Raw genomic sequence first — 18,644 nt, forward strand, 5'->3', positions numbered from 1 at the left:
ATTTCAACATGCCAGAACAAATTATAGAACAAGAAACTCCCGCCGCCGTGCAAACCGGTGACAAGCCAAAGTACCCCGGCTTTCCCGTCACCTGCAACGGCAACCAATTGGTGACCGAATGGGTGGAAACACGCATCACCGAAGGCGGCGTATTTTATCCCATCACGCCCTCTACCGAAGGCGGCGAGATTTATCAACAAGCGTTCGCGCAGGGCGCGTTGGATGTTTGGGGCAACCAAAAGCTGGCCATCGAATGCGAAGGCGAACACGCCGCGCAAGGCGGAGCCACCGCTGTGGCGGTCACCGGCAAGCGCACGGTGAATTTTACTTCCGGTCAGGGCATCGTGTACGCGATGGAGCAGTATTACCACGCACCGGGCAAGCTCTCCACGATGGTGGTGGAGGTTGGCGCGCGCGCGCTGACCAAGCACGCGCTCAATGTCCACTGCGGGCACGACGATTTTTACGCCGCGCTCGATACCGGCTGGACGATGCTGGTAGGCCGCGACGCCCAACAAGCCGCTGACCAGGCGGTCATTCTGCGTAAGTGCAACGAGATCGCGTTGAACCCCGGAATGAATATTCAGGACGGAATGCTCACCACCCATTCCGAGCGCACCTATCGCGCGCCGGAAGCGGATTTGCTGCGCGAATATCTGGGCGCGCCTGATGAGATTATCGAGTGCCCCACGCCCGCCCAGCGCGAGCTCTTTGGCCCCACGCGCCGTCGCGTGCCGGAGATGATGGATCTGAAAAACCCCGTGTTGCTCGGCCCTGTTCAAAACCAAGAGCATCATATGAACGGCTGCATCGCGCGCCGCGATAATTTCAGTGAACCCATCCTCGGGATGCTCGAGCAATGCTACGAGGAATTTGCCCAACTCACTGGCCGCCGTTACGGACTCATTTCGGAATATCGCACTGAGGATGCGGACACCGTGTTTGTGTCGCTCGGTTGCGCCGCTGAAAATGTGGAAAGCGCCTGCGATTATTTGCGCGAGCAACGCAACGCCAAAGTCGGCTCCATCCACATCAACGTCATCCGGCCTTTCCCCGAGGCGGCGGTGATCAACGCGCTGCGCGGCAAGAAAAACGTGATCATCATCGAGCGCACCGATGAGGCGTTGGCCGGCGACAACCCGCTCGGCCGCGACATTCGCACCGCGCTTTCCAAGGGCTTGGAGAGCGGCAAACACGGCAGCGATTTGCCTTCGCTCACCGATGCCGAAATGCCCCGCATCTTTCGCGGCAGCTACGGAATGGGCTCACGCGATTTCCGTCCCGAACATTCGCTGGGCGCGTACGAATTCGCCACCGGCCAAACCAAACGCAAAGACGGCCGCAGCGCCGAGGACGGCGAATCCTATTTCACGCTCGGCATCGACCACCCGTACAGTGTCATTTCCAAGGACACCCCCTCGCTGCTGCCCAACGGCGCAATCGCGGTGCGATTCCATTCCATCGGCGGTTGGGGAATGATTACCACCGGCAAAAACCTCGGCGAAATTGTCGGCAAATTCGGCCAAATCATTTCCGAACGCAACCCGAGCTATGACGACCTCGGCCAACTCGAAGACAAGCTCTTCATTATGGCCAACCCCAAATATGGCTCGGAGAAAAAAGGCGCGCCCACCAATTATTTTCTCACCGTCGCGCCCGAGCGCATTCTCGTAAACTGCGAACTCAACCACGTGGACGTGGTGCTGTGTTGCGATCCCAAAGCCTTCACGCACTGCAATCCGCTTGAGGGCATCAACAAAGGCGGCAGCCTCGTTTGGGAATCCAGCGAAACGCCCGAGACGGCGTGGCAACGCATCCCCGCGCATCATCGCGCCTATATTAAAGAGAACAACATTCGCGTGTTCATTCTGCCCGGCTTTGATATCGCCCGCGACGCCACCACCCGCGCCGATCTCCAACTGCGAATGCAGGGCAACTCATTCCTCGGCGCCTTCTTCCGCGTCTCCAGTTTTCTTAAAGATCACAACCTCGGCGAGGAGGAGTACCACCAAATCGTGCACGATCAGTACGAGAAAAAGTTTGGCCGCTTCGGTAAGGCCGTCGTGGAGTCGAACATGAAAGTGATGCTCGGCGGCTTTGAGCGTGTGGCAGAAATTCAGTATGGTGAGATTGAAGACGCCGACACTTCGAGTATGCGCAACCCGATGCTCGCCCCGCACACCGCCGCCGATCACGAAATGCCCGGCACAGCCGGCTGCGACGCCAGCGGTTGCCCCAGCTGCGCGATGCCGGAAGAACAGGAACGCGCGCCGTTCCAGACGATGGAGAAATTTGATTCCGAGTTCCGCAATGAACTCGGCTACCACCAACCCGCCGGAGCCTTCGCGAGCTTGGGCGTGATGGGCTCGGGCAGTGGTGCCACGCAAAGCAAATACGTGGCCCGCCGCGAGACGCCAGTTTATATCGCGGAAAATTGCACCCAATGTATGGAGTGCATCACCGCTTGTCCGGACACGGCGCTGCCCAATACCGCGCAGGATGTCAGCACGGTTTTGGTTACGGCCATCCGAAATTACGTGGGCGATAAGGATGCGCAAAAGGCGCTGCTTAACGAAGTGAAAGGCCTCGACGATCGTTGTCGCGCGCGAATGAACGAGAATGTTGCCAGCAAAGGTAAGGAGCCGTTCAAGGATATTTTGCGGTCGGAAGTGGATCAACTGACTGCCATTGATGACGTCGCACGAGCAGAGTTTGTGACGATCATCGATAAATTGCCGTTGGCGTATAATGATGTCTCCGCAATTTATCGCAGCGTGGAAAAGAAGAACCCCGGCAATGGCGGCCTTTTTTCGATTTTTGTTTCTGACCTGTGCAAAGGCTGCGGCGAATGCGTACAGGTGTGCGGTGATCACGACGCGCTCCGGATGGTTTCGGAAACGCCCGACCTCAATGCCGAGCTAACCACCGCGCAGGTGTTCAGCCGGTTGCTGCCGGACACGAGCCAGAAATTTCTCGGGCTGTACAATGACGACACGCCCGAAGCCTCGCGCGAAGCCGCGCTGCGAAATCATTTGATGGTGCGTCGCAATTACGAAGCACTCGTCAGTGGCGATGGCGCGTGTGCCGGTTGCGGCGAGAAGAGCGTGCTGCGCGCGGTGGCCTCCGTTACCGAAGCGTATATGCGGCCGATGTATCACAAGAAAGCCGCGCGCCTGCGCGAGAAGGCTAATGAGCTGGAATCCAACGGCGCGGCCAACCTCGCGGCGCTCAAGGAACGCAGCGAGGAGGAATACAAGTTTTACAAACGCAGCATCGCCCACGTGGTGATGGGGCTCGGCGGCGAGAATGACGCCGACACCGATCATCGCCTCGAAGCGCACGGCGACATTGCCGACAGCGAACTCATCGAATCGCTCATCGCCGTGCTGCGTCAGGACGCCTTTAACCACCGAGACATCCAAGCCATCGACGGTCGTCACGCCAACGGCATGAGCGTGATGTATATGGGCGCCCATACCGGCTGCAACACGGTGTACGGCTCCACGCCACCGAGCAATCCGCACCCGTATCCGTGGATGAATTCGTTGTTTCAAGACGGCACCACCATCAGCTGGCTGTTTGGCGAATCGTCGATGCTCAACCACGCGCGGCGTTCGGTGGCGCCCGAGCGTTTGGCCACCGCGCTGCTCGAGCGCGAGGATGGCGTGAGCAGCGAGCGCGAATATTTTGAGATCACCCACCTCGATGACACGCAGATGACCGATCAGGAAGTGCGCGAGATGCCCAAGGTATGGGCCATCGGCGGCGACGGCGCGATGGGCGATATTGGTTTTCAAAATGTTTCCAAAGTGGTTTTGCAAAACAAACCCAACGTGATGATTCTGATGCTCGACACGCAGGTGTACTCCAACACCGGCGGCCAAAATTCCGACAGCTCCAATATGCTGGGCGGCTACGATATGAACCAATTCGGCGTGGCCTCCCAAGGCAAGCTCATCGAGAAAAAGAGCGTCGCCGAAACCTTCACCGCCGGCCACGGCTCGCCCTACGTCGCGCAGGTTTCGATGGCCAACTCCGCGAAAGTTTACAAGGCGATGCTTGACGGCCTCGAATATCGCGGCACCGCGTTTTATCAGTGCTACACCACCTGCCAACCCGAGCACGGCGTGGCGGATAATATGAGCGCCGATCAAGCCCGGATGATTCGCGACAGCCGCGGGATGCCGGAATTCATTTACAACCCGCGTGCCGGCGAAACCTTGCAGGAAGGCTTCGAGCTTAAAGGGAATCCCTCAATCAAACGCGATTGGTGGGAAGCCAAATACCCCTCCACCGGCGACAAATATAACTACACCGTCGCCCACTGGGCCATCACCGAGGCGCGCTTCCGCCTGCACCTCAAGGAAATTCCCGAGGCACAAGCCGGCGAGTTCATTCATATGGACAATATGCTTACCGCCATCACGCAACAGGACGTCGTTTACCGCCGCGTGTTTGACGAAACTCATCGTGCTTACGTTCCCGACTGGGGCGTGTATTTCAAAGCCGAGGTAAACGGTAAAGTCAAATACTACATCGTGAGCCGCCAGATGGTGCTCTTCCACATCGAGCGCCGCAAATCGTGGCGGATGCTCCAAAGCCGCGCCGGCATCGTGAACGCCGATTACCTCGCCCAAAAAATCCTCGTGGAAAAAGTCGACAAAGGCGAAGTCACCCGCGACGACCTCCTCGAACGCGGCTGGGAACTCTTAAACGAACAAGTCGCCACCGCCGCTGGAAACTAAACTGTGCTAAACGTGCTGCCGGCATCTTGCCGGCAGACCCTCACTGCAACTGCACCCGAAGGTTAGGCGAATCAAACACCTTCGGATTCAAAACCATCTTTGGCCGTTGGCCGTGCATCAAATCCACAATCGCTTCCGCGCAGGCGGCGCTGACTTTGCGGCCGGTCTCATTTGAAAACGCGGCTTGATGCGGCGCGAGTAAAAGATTTTTTGCTGTGCGAAAAGTATGCTCTTTCGGCAATGGCTCTTCCACAAATGCATCCACCGCTGCCCCCGCGATGCCACCCTCATTCAGCGCCCGCGCCAGCGCGGCTTCATCGAGTAGCGCACCACGGCCGGTGTTGATGAGATACGCGTCCGGCTTCATCAAATATAATTGCGCTTCGCCAATGAGCCCTTGAGTTTCGGGCGTAACCGCGGCGTGCAGCGAAACAAAATCACTTTGCGCGAGCAGCGAATCGAGCGGCACAAATTCCACGCCAAATTTTTTGGCGGCCTCATTTGGAACTGGGTCACACGCCAACACGCGCAAATTAAACCCCGTCGCGCGCCGAGCCACCGCTGTGCCGATGCGACCGCAGCCGATGATGCCCAGCGTTTTGCCGTGCACATCGTGCCCCCATTGCGGCGCCCATTCGCCGACGCTCATCGAGGCATGCGCGGTGTGGATGCGCCGAGCGCTACCGAGCAGCAGTGCGAAGGTGTAATCCGCCACCGCCTCATCGAGCATGCCCGGCGTGGTGGCGATCACGATGCCGTGCGCCGTGGCGGCGTCTACATCAATGCGTTCAAAACCGACTCCCCAACGGGAAATAATTCGCAATTCAGCCGCCTCCGGACTCGCCAATAATTCAGCCGAAAACTCATCCGGCCCCGCATAAACCGCCTGAATTTGTGGCAATAATTGCTGCAAATTTTCCGCTGATTGGGCGCAAAAGGGTTCGGCAACAGTGACTTTACAGCCGTTATTACGCATAAAATCAGCAGATTCGGCCCCGATTCCTGAAATTGTTTCCGGGGTGGCTAAGATATTCCAAGACATGGCGTTGGGCGGTAGTGTAGCGGGCGCGGGTGCGGGTGCAAAGGAAGGTTCTTGCGAATGCGATTTAGAATTATTCTAAATATTGTTGACGGCGTCCCGCTCATTGTTAAGGCTGGCGGAACCATGAAGGACGTCACCTCGCGCACTGTATTTGTGCCGCCCCGCCGCGATCGCGGGGTGGTGAGCCGTTGCATTGTTGAATCCGGCCTTCGGCCTACGGCGCAGCGCGAGGTGGTGTACGGCATATTGCTCGACAAGCTGGATCATCCGACGGCGGACGAAGTGTTTCTGCACGCCAAACAGGAGAAGCCGGATATTTCGATGGCCACGGTTTATAACTGCCTTGATGCGTTGGTGAAACATCATTTGGTGAAGCAAGTGCACCTCGATCGTGCGGCTACGCGTTACTGCCCGAATATGCATGAGCACGCGCATTTCCAATGTGAAATGTGTGGCGATATTTCAGATTTCGAAGGCGCGTCCAAGCCGCGCCAAAGTGGTTTCAAAGTGCCGCGGGGTTTTAAGGTGACGCATTCGGAAGTTTCAATGCGCGGCGTGTGCGCGGATTGTTCAGGAAAGGAAAAAACGAAATGAGCGCGGACACCGAAACCATCGATCGCTTTGTGGCGCAGGAATATAAGTGGGGTTTCTATACCGACATCGAAACCGACACGCTGCCGCCGGGCCTCAACGAAGATGTGGTGCGCCATATTTCCGCCAAGAAAAATGAGCCGGAGTGGCTGCTCGATTGGCGGCTGAAAGCCTTCCGCCATTGGCAGACGATGGAAGAGCCGCACTGGCCGCAGGTGAAGTATGCCCCGATTGATTATCAGGCCGTGAGCTACTACTCCGCCCCGGGCGCGAAGGATAAGGATCGCCCCAAGAGCCTCGACGAAGTGGATCCCAAGCTGCTGGAGACTTACGACAAACTCGGCGTGCCCTTGCACGAGCGCGAGCGGTTGGCAGGTGTGGCGGTGGATGCGGTGTTTGACAGCGTCTCCGTTGGCACCACGCACAAAGAGGAACTGGCCAAGCACGGGGTGATTTTTTGTTCGTTCTCCGAGGCGGTGCAGGAGCACCCGGAGCTGATCAAAAAATATCTCGGCACGGTGGTGCCGTACACGGACAACTTTTTTGCCACACTCAACTCCGCGGTGTTTAGCGATGGCTCGTTTGTTTATATCCCCAAAGGTGTTCGGTGTCCGCTGGAACTGAGCACGTATTTCAGAATCAACGCCGCCGAGACCGGGCAGTTTGAGCGCACGCTGATCGTTGCCGATGAGGGCAGTCACGTGAGTTATCTCGAGGGCTGCACAGCGCCAATGCGCGATGAAAATCAACTGCATGCGGCGGTGGTGGAACTCGTTGCGCTCGGTGATGCAGAGATTAAATATTCCACCGTACAAAACTGGTACCCCGGCGATGAAGACGGTAACGGCGGTATTTATAATTTTGTCACCAAGCGCGGTATCTGCAAAGGCGCACGCTCGAAGATTTGTTGGACGCAAGTGGAGACCGGCTCGGCGATCACGTGGAAATATCCGAGCGTGATTTTACGGGGCGACGATTCGGTTGGCGAATTCTACTCCGTGGCCCTCGCCAACCTCGCACAACAGGCGGACACCGGCACCAAGATGATTCATCTCGGCAAGAACACTCGCAGCACCGTTATCAGCAAAGGTATCTCTGCCGGCAAAGGGCAAAATAGCTATCGCGGCCTCGTGCAAATGGGCAAGAATGCCACGAACGCCCGCAACTATACGCAGTGTGATTCGTTACTCATCGGCAGCCGTTGCGGCGCGCATACCTTCCCGTATATTGAAGTAAAAAACCCATCGGCCCAAGTCGAGCACGAGGCCACCACTTCAAAGATTGGCGAGGACCAGATTTTTTACTGCAACGCCCGCGGCATCGAAACGCAGGACGCGGTAAATATGATCGTGAATGGTTTTTGCAAAGAAGTCTTCCGCGAACTCCCAATGGAATTCGCGATGGAAGCGCAGGCGCTGATGGACGTGAGTCTCGAAGGCAGCGTGGGATAGGAATTTACAATGTTGGAAATCAAAAATTTGAAGGCCGGCGTGGACGGCAGGGAGATTCTCAAGGGGATCGATTTGTCCATCAACGCCGGCGAAGTGCACGCGATTATGGGCCCCAATGGCAGCGGCAAGAGCACGCTGGCACAGGTGTTGGCGGGCCGCGAGGCGTTCGATGTGAACGCAGGATCGGTGACGTACAACGGGCAGGACTTGCTCGAACTCGCGCCAGAGGTGCGCGTGCGGGAAGGATTTTTTCTGGCGTTCCAGTATCCCGTGGAAATTCCCGGCGTGAACACGACTTATTTTTTGCGCGCGGCGGTGAATGCCGTGCGTGAGCATCACGGGAAGGCAGCGCTCAATGCGGTGGATTTCCTGAAGCTGATGCGCGAGAAAATTCAACTGCTGCAACTTGACGAATCGTTGCTCAAACGTTCCGTGAACGAAGGTTTTTCCGGCGGCGAAAAGAAGCGAGCGGAGATTTTACAAATGGCGTTGCTTAATCCGACGATGGCTGTTCTGGATGAAACGGATTCCGGTTTGGACATCGACGCGCTGAAAATCGTTGCCAATGGCGTTAATCAACTGAAGCGGGCCGACAACGCGCAATTGGTCATCACGCACTACCAGCGTTTGCTCGATTATATTGTGCCCGATTTTGTGCATGTGCTGTACGCCGGCCGCATCGTGAAATCCGGAGGCAAAGAATTGGCACACGAGCTTGAGGAAAAAGGTTACGACTGGATCACCAACGGAGAACTCCAAACCGCCTAATGGTTGCTCCCGCTAACAATGCTGTAGATCGACTCCTCGCCGCTCTGCCGATGCGGGGCGAAGGTGGCGCGCGCTTTGCGGAACTGGGTTTCCCCACCACGCGCGATGAGGATTGGCGATTCACCAGCGTCGCGCCGATTGCGGAACTGGATTTCACTGTCGCCGAGTCCGATGCAGCGGCGAATTTGGGGGGTTGTGTGTTTTCGGAAATTGACGGCCCGCAGTTGGTGTTCGTGAACGGCCTTTTTTCTGGCAAACTTTCTCGCGTAGGCGAATTGCCGGCGGGCGTAGAGGTTGGCAACGTCGGCGACGTCGCCGCCGAGGATTTGGAGTCTGCCGAGGGCGAAGGTGCGTTTGGCGCATTAAATGCCGCGAGCTATTCGGACGGTGCGATTGTGCGTGTGGCGGATGATGTGAGTTTCGGGACGCCCATTCGTATTTATTACTTGAGCACCGGCAGTGATGGGGCAACGTCGAATATCAGAAATCACTTCACATTCGGCGCAAACAGCAAAGCGACTATCCTTGAAAGCTGGACGAGCGCGTCTGCCGCGGATGCCGCGTATTTTAACAACGTCGTCACCAAACTTTCCGCGGGCGATAATGCGCAGGTGGAGCACGTGAAGTTTCAGAATGAAAGTCCGGCCGCGTTTCACGTAGCCGGCTTGCGCGCCTCGATGGGGCGCGACAGCCGCGTGGCGCATCACTCCATCGCGCTCGGCGGCCGCATCGCACGTAACAACATCCGCGCGCGGCTCGACGGCACCGGCATCGAGGCATTGCTGAACGGTTTATATCTGCCGTGCGGCAAACAGCTCATCGATCATCATATGGTGGTCGATCATCTTCAGCCACATTGCGACAGCCACGAATATTTTAATGGCATTCTCGATGACCACGCGCGTGCGGTGTTCCACGGGCGCATTCACGTGCACAAAGGTGCGGATAAAACGGACGCGAAGCAGACGAATAAAAATCTTTTACTCTCCGATAACGCGACGGTGAACACGAAACCGCAACTGGAAATTTACGCCGATGACGTGAAGTGCACGCACGGCGCAACGATTGGCCAAATGAATGCCGAACAAATTTTTTATCTGCGCGCCCGCGGGTTAGATGAGGAGTCCGCGCGCCGCATGATTATGCACGCTTTCGCAGGCGAAATCATTGCGCGCATCGGATGCACGCCGGCGCGTGAGGAGCTGGATGGGTTGGTGTGGGATCGATTGGAAGATAAATGACTGCCGCGTTGAACAGCATTGATGAATTGGCCGACAACTTTGAGTTGCTCGGTGATTGGGAATCGCGCTTCGGTTATCTCATCGACCTTGGCAAAGAATTGCCGCCCATGGGGGAGGCAGACAAATGTGATGCCAATCGCGTGCACGGTTGCCAGGCGCAGGTATGGATGAAGCTGCTGCCCGAAGCGGATAACCGCATCACCATCATGGCCGACAGCGATGCATTTATTGTGAAAGGACTCATCGCAGTATTACTCACCATTTATTCCGGCAAAACCGCGCAGGAGATTTTGGATGCCGATGGTGAGGCGCAGCTTGATCGATTGCAGTTGGCGGCGCACCTTAGCCCCACGCGAAAAAACGGATTATTCGCGATGGTGCAGCGCGTGCAAGAACTCGCCCAAGCCATTCAAATGGAGGCCGCGCAATGATGACCGCCGGCGAACAAGTGGCTGTTGAGCGCGATGTGGAAGCATCAGTGGTTCCCTCTGGCACACGCGTAACGCTTGAGAAAGGCGAGACCGCCACGCTCACACAATCGCTTGGCGGCACGTTTACGGTGGTGGTGAACGGCAACATGTTTCGCATCGATGGCAAAGACGCCGATGCCATCGGGCAAGAAATTCAGCTCACACCCGCAGAGCAAGCCGGCAAAGCCGAGACAGCCGAAGATTTGGAAAAGCAGGTTTGGGAGCAGATGAAAACCTGTTACGATCCGGAGATCCCCGTGAACATTGTGGACCTCGGATTGATTTACGATTGCCATCTTGAAGATCTCAAAAATGGTAGTCACAAAGCGAGCGTGAAAATGACGCTCACCGCGCCCGGCTGCGGAATGGGCCCGACCATTCAGGCCGATGTGGAAAACAAAATTCTTTGTGTGGAAACCGTCGATGAAGTGGACGTGGAACTCGTGTGGGAACCGCAATGGACCCGCGAGATGATGACCGAAGCCGCGCGGCTCGAGCTGGGGATGATGTGATGAGCGCCATCACCGCCATTGCCAGCGTGGACGAAATCGCCGAGGGCAAGGGCAAGGCTTTCGATGTTGGCGAAAAACGCATCGCGGTTTTCAATGTGGCCGGAAAATTCCACGCCATCGACGATGAATGTCCGCACGCGGGGGCATCGCTCGCCGAAGGCTATTTGGAAAACGGCAACATCGGCTGCCCGTGGCACTACGCGGAATTCGAACTGGCCACGGGTAAACACTTGCACGCCCCCGCAACGTGCGGCGTGGCGGTTTATCCGGTGCAAATCGAGGAGGGCCAAATCAAAGTGGAGATCGAATGAGCGCAATTTCCTCCGATATTCGCGATGACTTCCCCGCACTCGCACAGGAAATCAACGGCCATCCGCTCGTTTATTTTGACAACGCCGCCACCACCCAAAAGCCCCGCGCGGTGCTGGATGCGATTCAGCACTATTACGAGCACGACAACGCGAACGTCCATCGCGGTGTTCATGAGTTAAGCAATCGCGCCACCGCTACTTATGAGGACGCGCGTGAACGCGTGGCGCAATTCATCAACGCGCCTTCGGCAAATGACATTATTTTCACACGCGGCACCACCGAAGCCATCAACCTCGTCGCCGCCACTTGGGGCGCGGCCAATCTTGGTGCGGGCGATGTGATATTGCTCACCGAACTCGAGCACCACAGCAACCTCGTCCCGTGGCAACTGCTCGCCGAACGCACCGGCGCGCGGCTGCGGTTCATCCCCGTCACCGGCGACGAAGGCACGCTCGATCTCAGCGACCTCGACAACCTGATTGAAGGCGCAAAACTGCTTTCGCTCACCCACATTTCCAATGCGCTCGGCACCCTCAATCCCGTGGCAGAAATTTGTGCCAGCGCCAAGGCGTCGGGCGTGGTGACACTGGTGGATGCCGCCCAAAGCGCAGGCCATATGCCGCTGGACGTGCAGGCTATCGGTTGTGATTTCCTTGCGATGTCCGGCCACAAAATGTGCGGCCCCACTGGCATTGGCGCTTTGTACGCGCGTGCGGAGTTGCAGGAAACGATGCCGCCCTATCAGGGCGGCGGCGAAATGATTTCCAAAGTCGGTTTTCACGAATCCGAATTCAACGTGCCTCCGCACAAATTCGAGGCCGGCACGCCCAACGTCGCCGGCGTTGCAGGGCTCCACGCGGCACTCGATTACCTCGCCGCCATCGGCCTCGAAGCCATCCACGCGCACGATTCTGATTTGGCCCAATACGCCAAGGAACGGCTAAGTGAATTTGAGGGCATCCGCATTTTTGGGCCAACGGCGGAACGTGGTGGTTTGGTGAGTTTTGTTTTCGAGAACGTGCACGCGTTAGATCTCGCCACCCTCGCCGATCAGCAAGGCGTGGCCATTCGCATCGGCCATCACTGCACACAGCCACTGCACGAAAAGCTCGGGGTCCCTGCCACAGCCCGCGCTAGTTTTTATTTTTACAACACACGAAGCGAAGTGAATCGCTTCATTGAAGTGCTGCAAAAAGTCATTAAACTGTTAAAATAAATCTATGAGCACGACAATAGACATTACAGCTGACTCCGCGATGGAGGCGGTGCTGACGGTTTTTCCGGGGGCGCGGCGGGCTTTGTTTCGGAAGTATCATATCGGCGGCTGTTCGAGTTGTGGGTTTAAGATGGACGAAACATTGGGTGGCGTTTGCGAGCGGAATAATGCGCTCGATGTCATCGAAGTGTTGGCGGAAATTCAATCGAGCCACGCGGCGGATCAGAAAATTTTGGTGGAGCCGAATGCGCTGAAGGAAGAGTTGGCGGTCACGCCGGATTTGAAATTGCTGGACGTGCGCTCTCTGGAGGAATTCGACGCGGCACGCATCGATGGGGCTACGCATATGACGCGCGATTTGATGCAGGAAATTATGGGCAAATGGGATCCGGAAACGCCGTTTGTCATCATCGATCATCAAGGCCAGCAGGGGTTGGATGCGGCGGCGTATTATTTGGGGCACGGATTGAAGAACGTGCGGTGCTTACGCGGGGGCATTGATGCGTGGAGTTTGGAGGTGGATGAATTGGTGCCGCGTTACGAATTTTCATAACTTATTACGATCATTATGGACGAATCGTTCGAGCAAAAAATCAAGGACGCCATCGCGAACCCGAAAAATATGGGCGAGTTGGCCGATGCCGATCGAATGGGCACGGTGGGCAATTCTGACTGTGGCGAGATGCTGCGCCTGTGGGTGAAGTTTAAGGAGGATCACGGGCGCAAGGTGATTGACCAGGCAAGCTTCCAGTCCTTTGGCTGTGAGACGGCGATTGCCGTGGCCAGTATGGCCACGGAATTGATTCGCGGCAAAACTGCCGAAGAAGCATTGGCGCTGCGGCACGATGAATTGACCGGCGACCTCGGCGCATTGCCGCCGATGAAAATTCACTGCGCGCAATTGGTGGAAGGCGCGCTTAAGTCGGCATTGGTTTCGGATGAACAGCAGGTAGCATTGAATTCCAAAACCGAGGAGGAAAACATTCCTTCGTTGATGGACAGCCTCAATAAAAATGCGCAACCCGCCCAAGGCAGGTTGCGCATATTGAAAAAGGAAAACTAGCGTTCGGCTAGTTTCGGTGACATCGGTTTACCAACCGCCGCCGCCGCCTTCAAAGTCGCGTCGGGCGCGCTTGTTGTTGCCGCCGTCACGTCGGCCACCGCCGCCGCCACGTCCGCCGCCACCCCCGTAGCCGCCACGGCCACCGCCGCCACCGCCACCGCCGTAGCCACCACCACCGCCGCCGCCACTGCGTTCTTCACGCGGGCGTGCTTCGTTTACGGTGAGTTCGCGGCCCATAAATTCGTGGCCGTTGAATTTTCCGACTGCGGATTGGGCGTCGTCATCCGAGGCGTAGGTTACAAACCCAAACCCCCTTGATTTGCCGGTCTCCCGATCCTGAAGAATCACGGCGTCCGTGACTTCACCTGTTTCGCTGAAAAGATCCCGAAGATCTTGATCCGAGGCCGCCCAAGGGATGCCTCCTACAAACACTTTATTACCCATTATACTGTTATTTTTTGATTGGCATACACGGCACTGCCGCAGAATGCGGAACCGTTATGCGTGTTCAAAAAATGATGGTTATGGCAGAAAAAGGCAAGGGATAAATTTCAGCCAGTGATTTTCTTGTACGCTTCGCCCTCGTTGATGGTCGGCGTTTCTGGCCGGCCTTTGTAACGGTACACGAGGTCGAGGTTGTGAATGCCCAGCAAATGCAGGACGGTGGCGTGCAAATCATGCACGTGGAGACGATCCTGCACGGCCCACAGGCCGAGTTCGTCCGTGCCACCGATCACTTGGCCGCCTTTCACGCCGCCGCCGGCCATCCACATGGTGAATCCGGTGGGATTATGGTCGCGGCCATCGCCCTTCTCGCTCATTGGCGTGCGGCCGAATTCGCCGCCCCAAATCACCAGCGTATCATCCAGCAACCCGCGCGCCTTGAGATCCTTCAATAGACCTGCAGTGGGCAGATCGCTTTGGCGGCATTGCCGACCGTGATTGGCTTCCATTTTGGAATGCGAATCCCATTTGCTGCCGGCACCGTGGTAAATCTGTACAAACCGCACTCCGCGCTCCACCAACCGCCGCGCCATCAGGCAGCAGCGACCGAAGGGTTCCGTGTCCTTGTTGCCAAAGCCGTACAGCTTCTTGGTCGCCTCCGTTTCCTTGGAGAGATCCACCGCTTCGGGTGCCGAGGCCTGCATACGGTAGGCCAGCTCGTAGGCGCGGATGCGGGCCTCGAGTTCGCTTTGGCCTTCGCGCGATTTGAGGTGTTGCTCGTTCAGTTGACGCAACATCTCGAGTTGGCGCCGGCGCGTTTCCGGGGTCACTCCCTTGGGTAAATTCAAATGGCGAATGGGCGACATCCCGGGATTGAGCTTCACACCCTGATGCGTGGCGGGCATGAACCCGGCGCTCCAGTTGCGCGGGCCATTGGTGACCGTCGCCGCCGTGTCGGTCATCACCACAAAACCGGGTAGGTTGGCGTTCTCCGTGCCGAGCCCGTAATTCACCCAAGACCCTAGGCTGGGCCGGCCACCGAGCGGTTGGCCGGTGTTCATCTGGCACACGCCGCCGCTGTGGTTGATGCCGTTAGTCCAGCACGACCGAATCACCGCCAGATCATCCGCGCACTCGGCGGTGTGCGGCAGCCAATCGCTGATCCACAGGCCGCTTTGGCCGTGGCGTTTCCATTGGCGTTGGCTGGCTAGGATGGGCGATTCCGCCTCGCCCATGGGCGTGATCGGCCGCTTGAAACTGTCGGGCATGCGCTGACCGGCCAGCTTCTGGATGAGCGGCTTGGGATCAAACAAATCCATGTGGCTCGGGCCGCCTTCCATGAAGAGAAAAATCACCCGCTTGGCCGTGGGCGCAAAGTGCGGCTGCTGGGTCGCATGCGGATTGGTGGCAGCAACGGCCTGATCCCGGGCCAACATGCCGGTCAATGCCAGCGCACCAAAGCCGGCCCCGCCGCGCAGGAGAAATTCGCGCCGTGAGGCGTCGCTTAATTCGGTGGGCAGATCATGCATCTTCAGTAACTTTCAGTGGCTCAGTCGGCGACAAAGCGATGCCGGCCAGCGACGCGCCGGCGAGGCAGTTCACGCCCAGCATCAGAATCAGCCGGAGTTTTTCCGGTGTGATGCCTTCCAGCTTGAGCCCTGCGAAAATGGCTCCGCCCAAAAACGCCAGACCGATCACTTGCGAAAGGATCAGTGGACTGCTCAGCGGTTGATCATCGGTCAGGCGTGGGGCGAGGATGGCGGCTACGGCGAATTGCAGACATGCTGCCAGAATAACCAGCCAAGCGATCACTGCTTCGGGGGTTTCCAGATTCATGGCGGGCACCCGCATGAGGCCGAGGGCGAGGAACATCACAATCACCGCGATCATCGAAATGCGTGTGTACTTCGCGGTGGTGGATAGATGCGCACTCATATCAATCAACGTACAGGAACCGGTTGGCGTTGAAGAGCACGTGGCAGTATTCCGCGAGCCGCGCGATGGCCGGCGGTGTGTGCGGATTGCCAAGTGGAGCGAGAGAGTTGTCGTGCGATGAGCTGTCGGCGTGGAAGGCGTCCTTCTCGAATTGATAAAACGCCAGTGTGTGCGGTCGCACGGCTTCGCCCTTGATGACCAACGATTGTTCATCCAGCGCAGCGCTGCTCAGGCGCACGTTATCCACCAGACCATCCCAGCCGTGGCGACTGCCGCCGGTGCGGCCGCCAATCACCAGCGGTAGCTTGCTGCCGTAGTGCTTGTTACGACGAAACGGTTTCTTCGCCACCTGCAGTTTGCCGTCGGGCGTTGTGAGATCTTTCAGGTAAAACGTGGCCGTTCCCGCGCCTTCCTCGTCGAATTTCACACTCACGGCCGCGTAATAATTTTTTTTCAAATCCGGCCGCAGATTGGAAGCGATCACCTCGTAGCCGTGGTCGCCGCGTTGCGGAATGCCGGTGAGTTGCAGGATGAGATTGCGCGGTTGATAGGCGCTCTTCGTGCTCGTGACGCCCAACGCCCAGCCGGGAGTGCGTTGTTGGCTGTCCCATTGCGAAACCATAGTGCGCACGGAGGCATCGGCATACAGCGAATCCAATCGGAGGAATGCTTCGGCGGTAAAATCGCCGGTGGGCATCTTGCCCGGCTTGGCGGTTTCCAAAGCGCGCTGGCCGCCGTCGGGCTGAATCCACGCCGCCGGACTCGGCGTGCGTTTGCCAAACATTCCAATTTTCGGCGGCTCAGGGTTGGCGGCCACCTCGCCGCCGAGATTCAGATAAGCGATGCCCGATGCCAGATGCTCCACCGAAGGGTCGCGGCCAAACGTCAGCTGATGCGCGGCGAGGACCTGCGCCTTGGGATTGCCTGGATGCAGCTGGTGCAGGCGCCGGGCAAAGGCATTGGCGCGTTGGCGGGCCCAGTCGCTATTGAGCAGCAGCAGCGATTGCGTGGCGGTGGTGGTGATGGTGCGTTGCGGCATGTGGGAGATGCGGTCGGGAGCGTCGAATGCCGCCAGCACGGCGTCGGGTTTGTTGCGCATCACTTTCAAATAAACCGAGCGCCGCACCGAACCGACGCCGTCTTCGCCTGCTCCGCCGGTTTTCAAATTCAATTCGCCGGATGCAGCCAGCAGACTGTCGCGGATTTGCTCGGCGTCCATGCGCTGTACAGTGGCGCGGGCAAACCAAGTGTTGGCCGGATCGGCCTGTTCGGCGGCGGGATGACTGGAGGCTTGCCGGTAGGTGGCGCTGGTGACCATCAATCGATGCAGCTTTTTGAGGCTCCACTCTTCAGCGATCAAACGGGTGGCGAGCCAGTCCAGTAATTCCGGGTGCGTGGGCGGCGTGCCGAGTTTGCCGAAATCGCTGGTGTTGGTGGCCAGGCCGCGTCCGAAATGTTGCTGCCACATGCGATTGACCATCACGCGCGCGGTGAAGGGGTTGTCGGCGCGCGTGATCCAGTTGGCCAGGGCCGTGCGGCGGCCGGTGGATTGCAGCGCAGCGGGCGGCGGCGTGATGACGGCGTCGCTGGGGTCGAGCAGCGTCAAAAAACCCGGCTCCACCACAGTGTCTTGCTTGGGTATGCGCGTGACCGGCGCCACAGGGCCGGCGTCGCTGACCACATATTTCACCGTCGGCAACGGTTTCGGGCGTTTGGCTTCGAACGATTTCAGTTCCGCGTGCAGCCTTTCCCACTCCGCCTTGGTGGCGTCCTTGAGGCGCTCGGGCAATTTGGATTGCTCCAAGTCAAACTGTCGCGAAGCCATCTCGGCAATCTGCCGTTCATACGCCGTGCGCTCTTCGGGGCGCTTGCGGATCATCACCTTGATCTTATCAATAAATTTTTCAAACCCCTCGCGCGTGGCGTGTTTGAGCAGCACGGGATGCTCAATGGCGTGCAGTTGGCGGCGCAGCGATTCGGTGTCGCGTCGCCATTTTTTGTCTGCCTCAAAAAACGCCGTCCGCTCGGCCAGTGTACCCACGGGCATGGCCGCGCGCGGCAGTAACGGCGCGAAAAAGGCCTGCATGCGGTAGTAGTCCTTTTGCAGAATGGGATCGAACTTGTGATCGTGGCAGCGCGCGCATTGCATGCCGAGCCCGAGAAAAGCGTCCGCCGTTACGCTGGTCACATCGGCGAGCACTTCGGCCCATTGAAACTCCACGTCGCGCTGGTTGTGTTCGTAGATCCAGTGGCGCAGGAACATGGTGGCAGTCAGAGCATCGCGATTGCCCGGATCAATCTCGTCCCCGGCCAGTTGCTCGCGTACAAACCGGTCGTAGGGTTTGTCGGCATTGAAGGAGTTGATGATGTAATCGCGATAGCGCCACGCCTCGGGCCGAAAATGATCTGCGCGGTAGCCATCGGAATCCGCATAGCGCACAAGATCGAGCCAGAACGCCGCCTGCCGTTCACCATAGCGCGGACTGGCCAACAGGCGGTCGACGAGTTTGCCGTAGGCCTCCGGCGAGGGATCTTTCAGGAACGCTGCCACCTGCTCCGGCGTGGGCGGCAGGCCGGTGAGATCCAGCGTCACGCGCCGGATCAAGGCGCGCCGGGCAGCGGGCTTGGCCGGGGTCAGTTTCTGCTCGGCGATTTTGCGCGCGATAAAGTGATCGATCTCATTCGCCGCCCAACCGGCGCCGGCCTTCGGCACGGCCGGTTGGCGCACGGGTTGATAAGACCACCACGCGAGTTGATCCTGAGTGAACTGCGCCGCGGACAGCGGCAATAGTCCCACACACAACAAAATGGCGGCACGCCAAATCACGGGCCATTTGTAGCACCGCAGCGGGAT

The 18,644-nt window shown here is 58.0% G+C and carries 16 protein-coding genes; 11 read left to right on the forward strand and 5 right to left on the reverse strand.

Annotation, left to right across the window (positions count from 1 at the left end):
* The first annotated feature begins 8 nt into the window (after window positions 1-8).
* A complete protein-coding gene (locus tag H8E27_02940; protein MBC8324567.1) occupies window positions 9-4,745 on the forward strand; it encodes a 2-oxoacid:acceptor oxidoreductase family protein in 4,737 nt (1,578 codons plus the stop codon).
* A 40-nt stretch (window positions 4,746-4,785) separates the two neighbouring features.
* On the opposite strand, the gene H8E27_02945 is transcribed toward H8E27_02940, so the two are convergent.
* Entirely contained in the window at window positions 4,786-5,787 is a 1,002-nt protein-coding gene (locus H8E27_02945; protein MBC8324568.1) for a phosphoglycerate dehydrogenase, read from the reverse strand.
* 123 nt (window positions 5,788-5,910) lie between these two features.
* On the opposite strand from H8E27_02945, the gene H8E27_02950 reads away from it, so the two are divergent.
* From H8E27_02950 to H8E27_02995, 10 genes are read left to right on the forward strand one after another with little or no spacing between them, the layout of a single operon-like run.
* A complete protein-coding gene (locus tag H8E27_02950; protein MBC8324569.1) occupies window positions 5,911-6,381 on the forward strand; it encodes a transcriptional repressor in 471 nt (156 codons plus the stop codon).
* Complete coding sequence (gene sufB / locus H8E27_02955) at window positions 6,378-7,829, forward strand: Fe-S cluster assembly protein SufB (GenBank protein ID MBC8324570.1); 1,452 nt, start codon at window positions 6,378-6,380, stop codon at window positions 7,827-7,829. Before H8E27_02950 ends, sufB begins: the two co-directional genes overlap by 4 nt.
* A gap of 9 nt (window positions 7,830-7,838) precedes the next feature.
* A complete protein-coding gene (gene sufC, locus H8E27_02960; GenBank protein MBC8324571.1) occupies window positions 7,839-8,597 on the forward strand; it encodes a Fe-S cluster assembly ATPase SufC in 759 nt (252 codons plus the stop codon).
* The gene (gene sufD / locus H8E27_02965; GenBank protein ID MBC8324572.1) at window positions 8,597-9,838 is read left to right on the forward strand and encodes a Fe-S cluster assembly protein SufD; all 1,242 of its coding nucleotides are present in this window, start codon (window positions 8,597-8,599) and stop codon (window positions 9,836-9,838) included. Before sufC ends, sufD begins: the two co-directional genes overlap by 1 nt.
* Window positions 9,835-10,269, forward strand: a complete 435-nt coding sequence (locus H8E27_02970) for a SufE family protein (GenBank protein MBC8324573.1) — start codon at window positions 9,835-9,837, stop codon at window positions 10,267-10,269. Before sufD ends, H8E27_02970 begins: the two co-directional genes overlap by 4 nt.
* Window positions 10,269-10,820 carry a putative Fe-S cluster assembly protein SufT gene (gene sufT / locus H8E27_02975; protein MBC8324574.1) on the forward strand — a complete coding sequence of 184 codons (552 nt, stop codon included), beginning with the start codon at window positions 10,269-10,271 and terminating at the stop codon, window positions 10,818-10,820. The genes H8E27_02970 and sufT overlap by 1 nt, the downstream gene beginning before the upstream one ends.
* Window positions 10,820-11,131: a non-heme iron oxygenase ferredoxin subunit gene (locus tag H8E27_02980; GenBank protein ID MBC8324575.1), complete on the forward strand. Its 312-nt coding sequence runs from the start codon at window positions 10,820-10,822 to the stop codon at window positions 11,129-11,131. The genes sufT and H8E27_02980 overlap by 1 nt, the downstream gene beginning before the upstream one ends.
* Window positions 11,128-12,348 carry a cysteine desulfurase gene (locus H8E27_02985; GenBank protein ID MBC8324576.1) on the forward strand — a complete coding sequence of 407 codons (1,221 nt, stop codon included), beginning with the start codon at window positions 11,128-11,130 and terminating at the stop codon, window positions 12,346-12,348. Before H8E27_02980 ends, H8E27_02985 begins: the two co-directional genes overlap by 4 nt.
* A 40-nt stretch (window positions 12,349-12,388) precedes the next feature.
* Complete coding sequence (locus tag H8E27_02990; protein ID MBC8324577.1) at window positions 12,389-12,901, forward strand: rhodanese-like domain-containing protein; 513 nt, start codon at window positions 12,389-12,391, stop codon at window positions 12,899-12,901.
* Window positions 12,902-12,916: 15 nt separating this feature from the next.
* The gene (locus H8E27_02995; protein MBC8324578.1) at window positions 12,917-13,411 is read left to right on the forward strand and encodes an iron-sulfur cluster assembly scaffold protein; all 495 of its coding nucleotides are present in this window, start codon (window positions 12,917-12,919) and stop codon (window positions 13,409-13,411) included.
* A 27-nt stretch (window positions 13,412-13,438) separates the two neighbouring features.
* Here H8E27_02995 and H8E27_03000 read toward each other — a convergent pair whose 3' ends face one another.
* The 4 genes from H8E27_03000 to H8E27_03015 all read right to left on the reverse strand — a co-directional run bounded on the left by H8E27_03000 (window position 13,439) and on the right by H8E27_03015 (window position 18,617).
* Window positions 13,439-13,855 (reverse strand): RNA-binding protein, encoded by a 417-nt coding sequence (locus H8E27_03000; GenBank protein MBC8324579.1) that lies wholly within the window; start codon window positions 13,853-13,855, stop codon window positions 13,439-13,441.
* A 107-nt stretch (window positions 13,856-13,962) separates the two neighbouring features.
* On the reverse strand, window positions 13,963-15,384 hold the full coding sequence (locus H8E27_03005) for a DUF1501 domain-containing protein (GenBank protein MBC8324580.1): 1,422 nt from the start codon (window positions 15,382-15,384) through the stop codon (window positions 13,963-13,965).
* Window positions 15,377-15,790, reverse strand: a complete 414-nt coding sequence (locus H8E27_03010; protein ID MBC8324581.1) for a hypothetical protein — start codon at window positions 15,788-15,790, stop codon at window positions 15,377-15,379. The genes H8E27_03005 and H8E27_03010 overlap by 8 nt, the downstream gene beginning before the upstream one ends.
* Window position 15,791: 1 nt before the next feature.
* Window positions 15,792-18,617 (reverse strand): DUF1549 domain-containing protein, encoded by a 2,826-nt coding sequence (locus tag H8E27_03015; protein ID MBC8324582.1) that lies wholly within the window; start codon window positions 18,615-18,617, stop codon window positions 15,792-15,794.
* Window positions 18,618-18,644 lie beyond the last annotated feature (27 nt).

Source organism: Limisphaerales bacterium, assembly GCA_014382585.1.
GTDB lineage: Bacteria > Verrucomicrobiota > Verrucomicrobiia > Limisphaerales > UBA1100 > JACNJL01.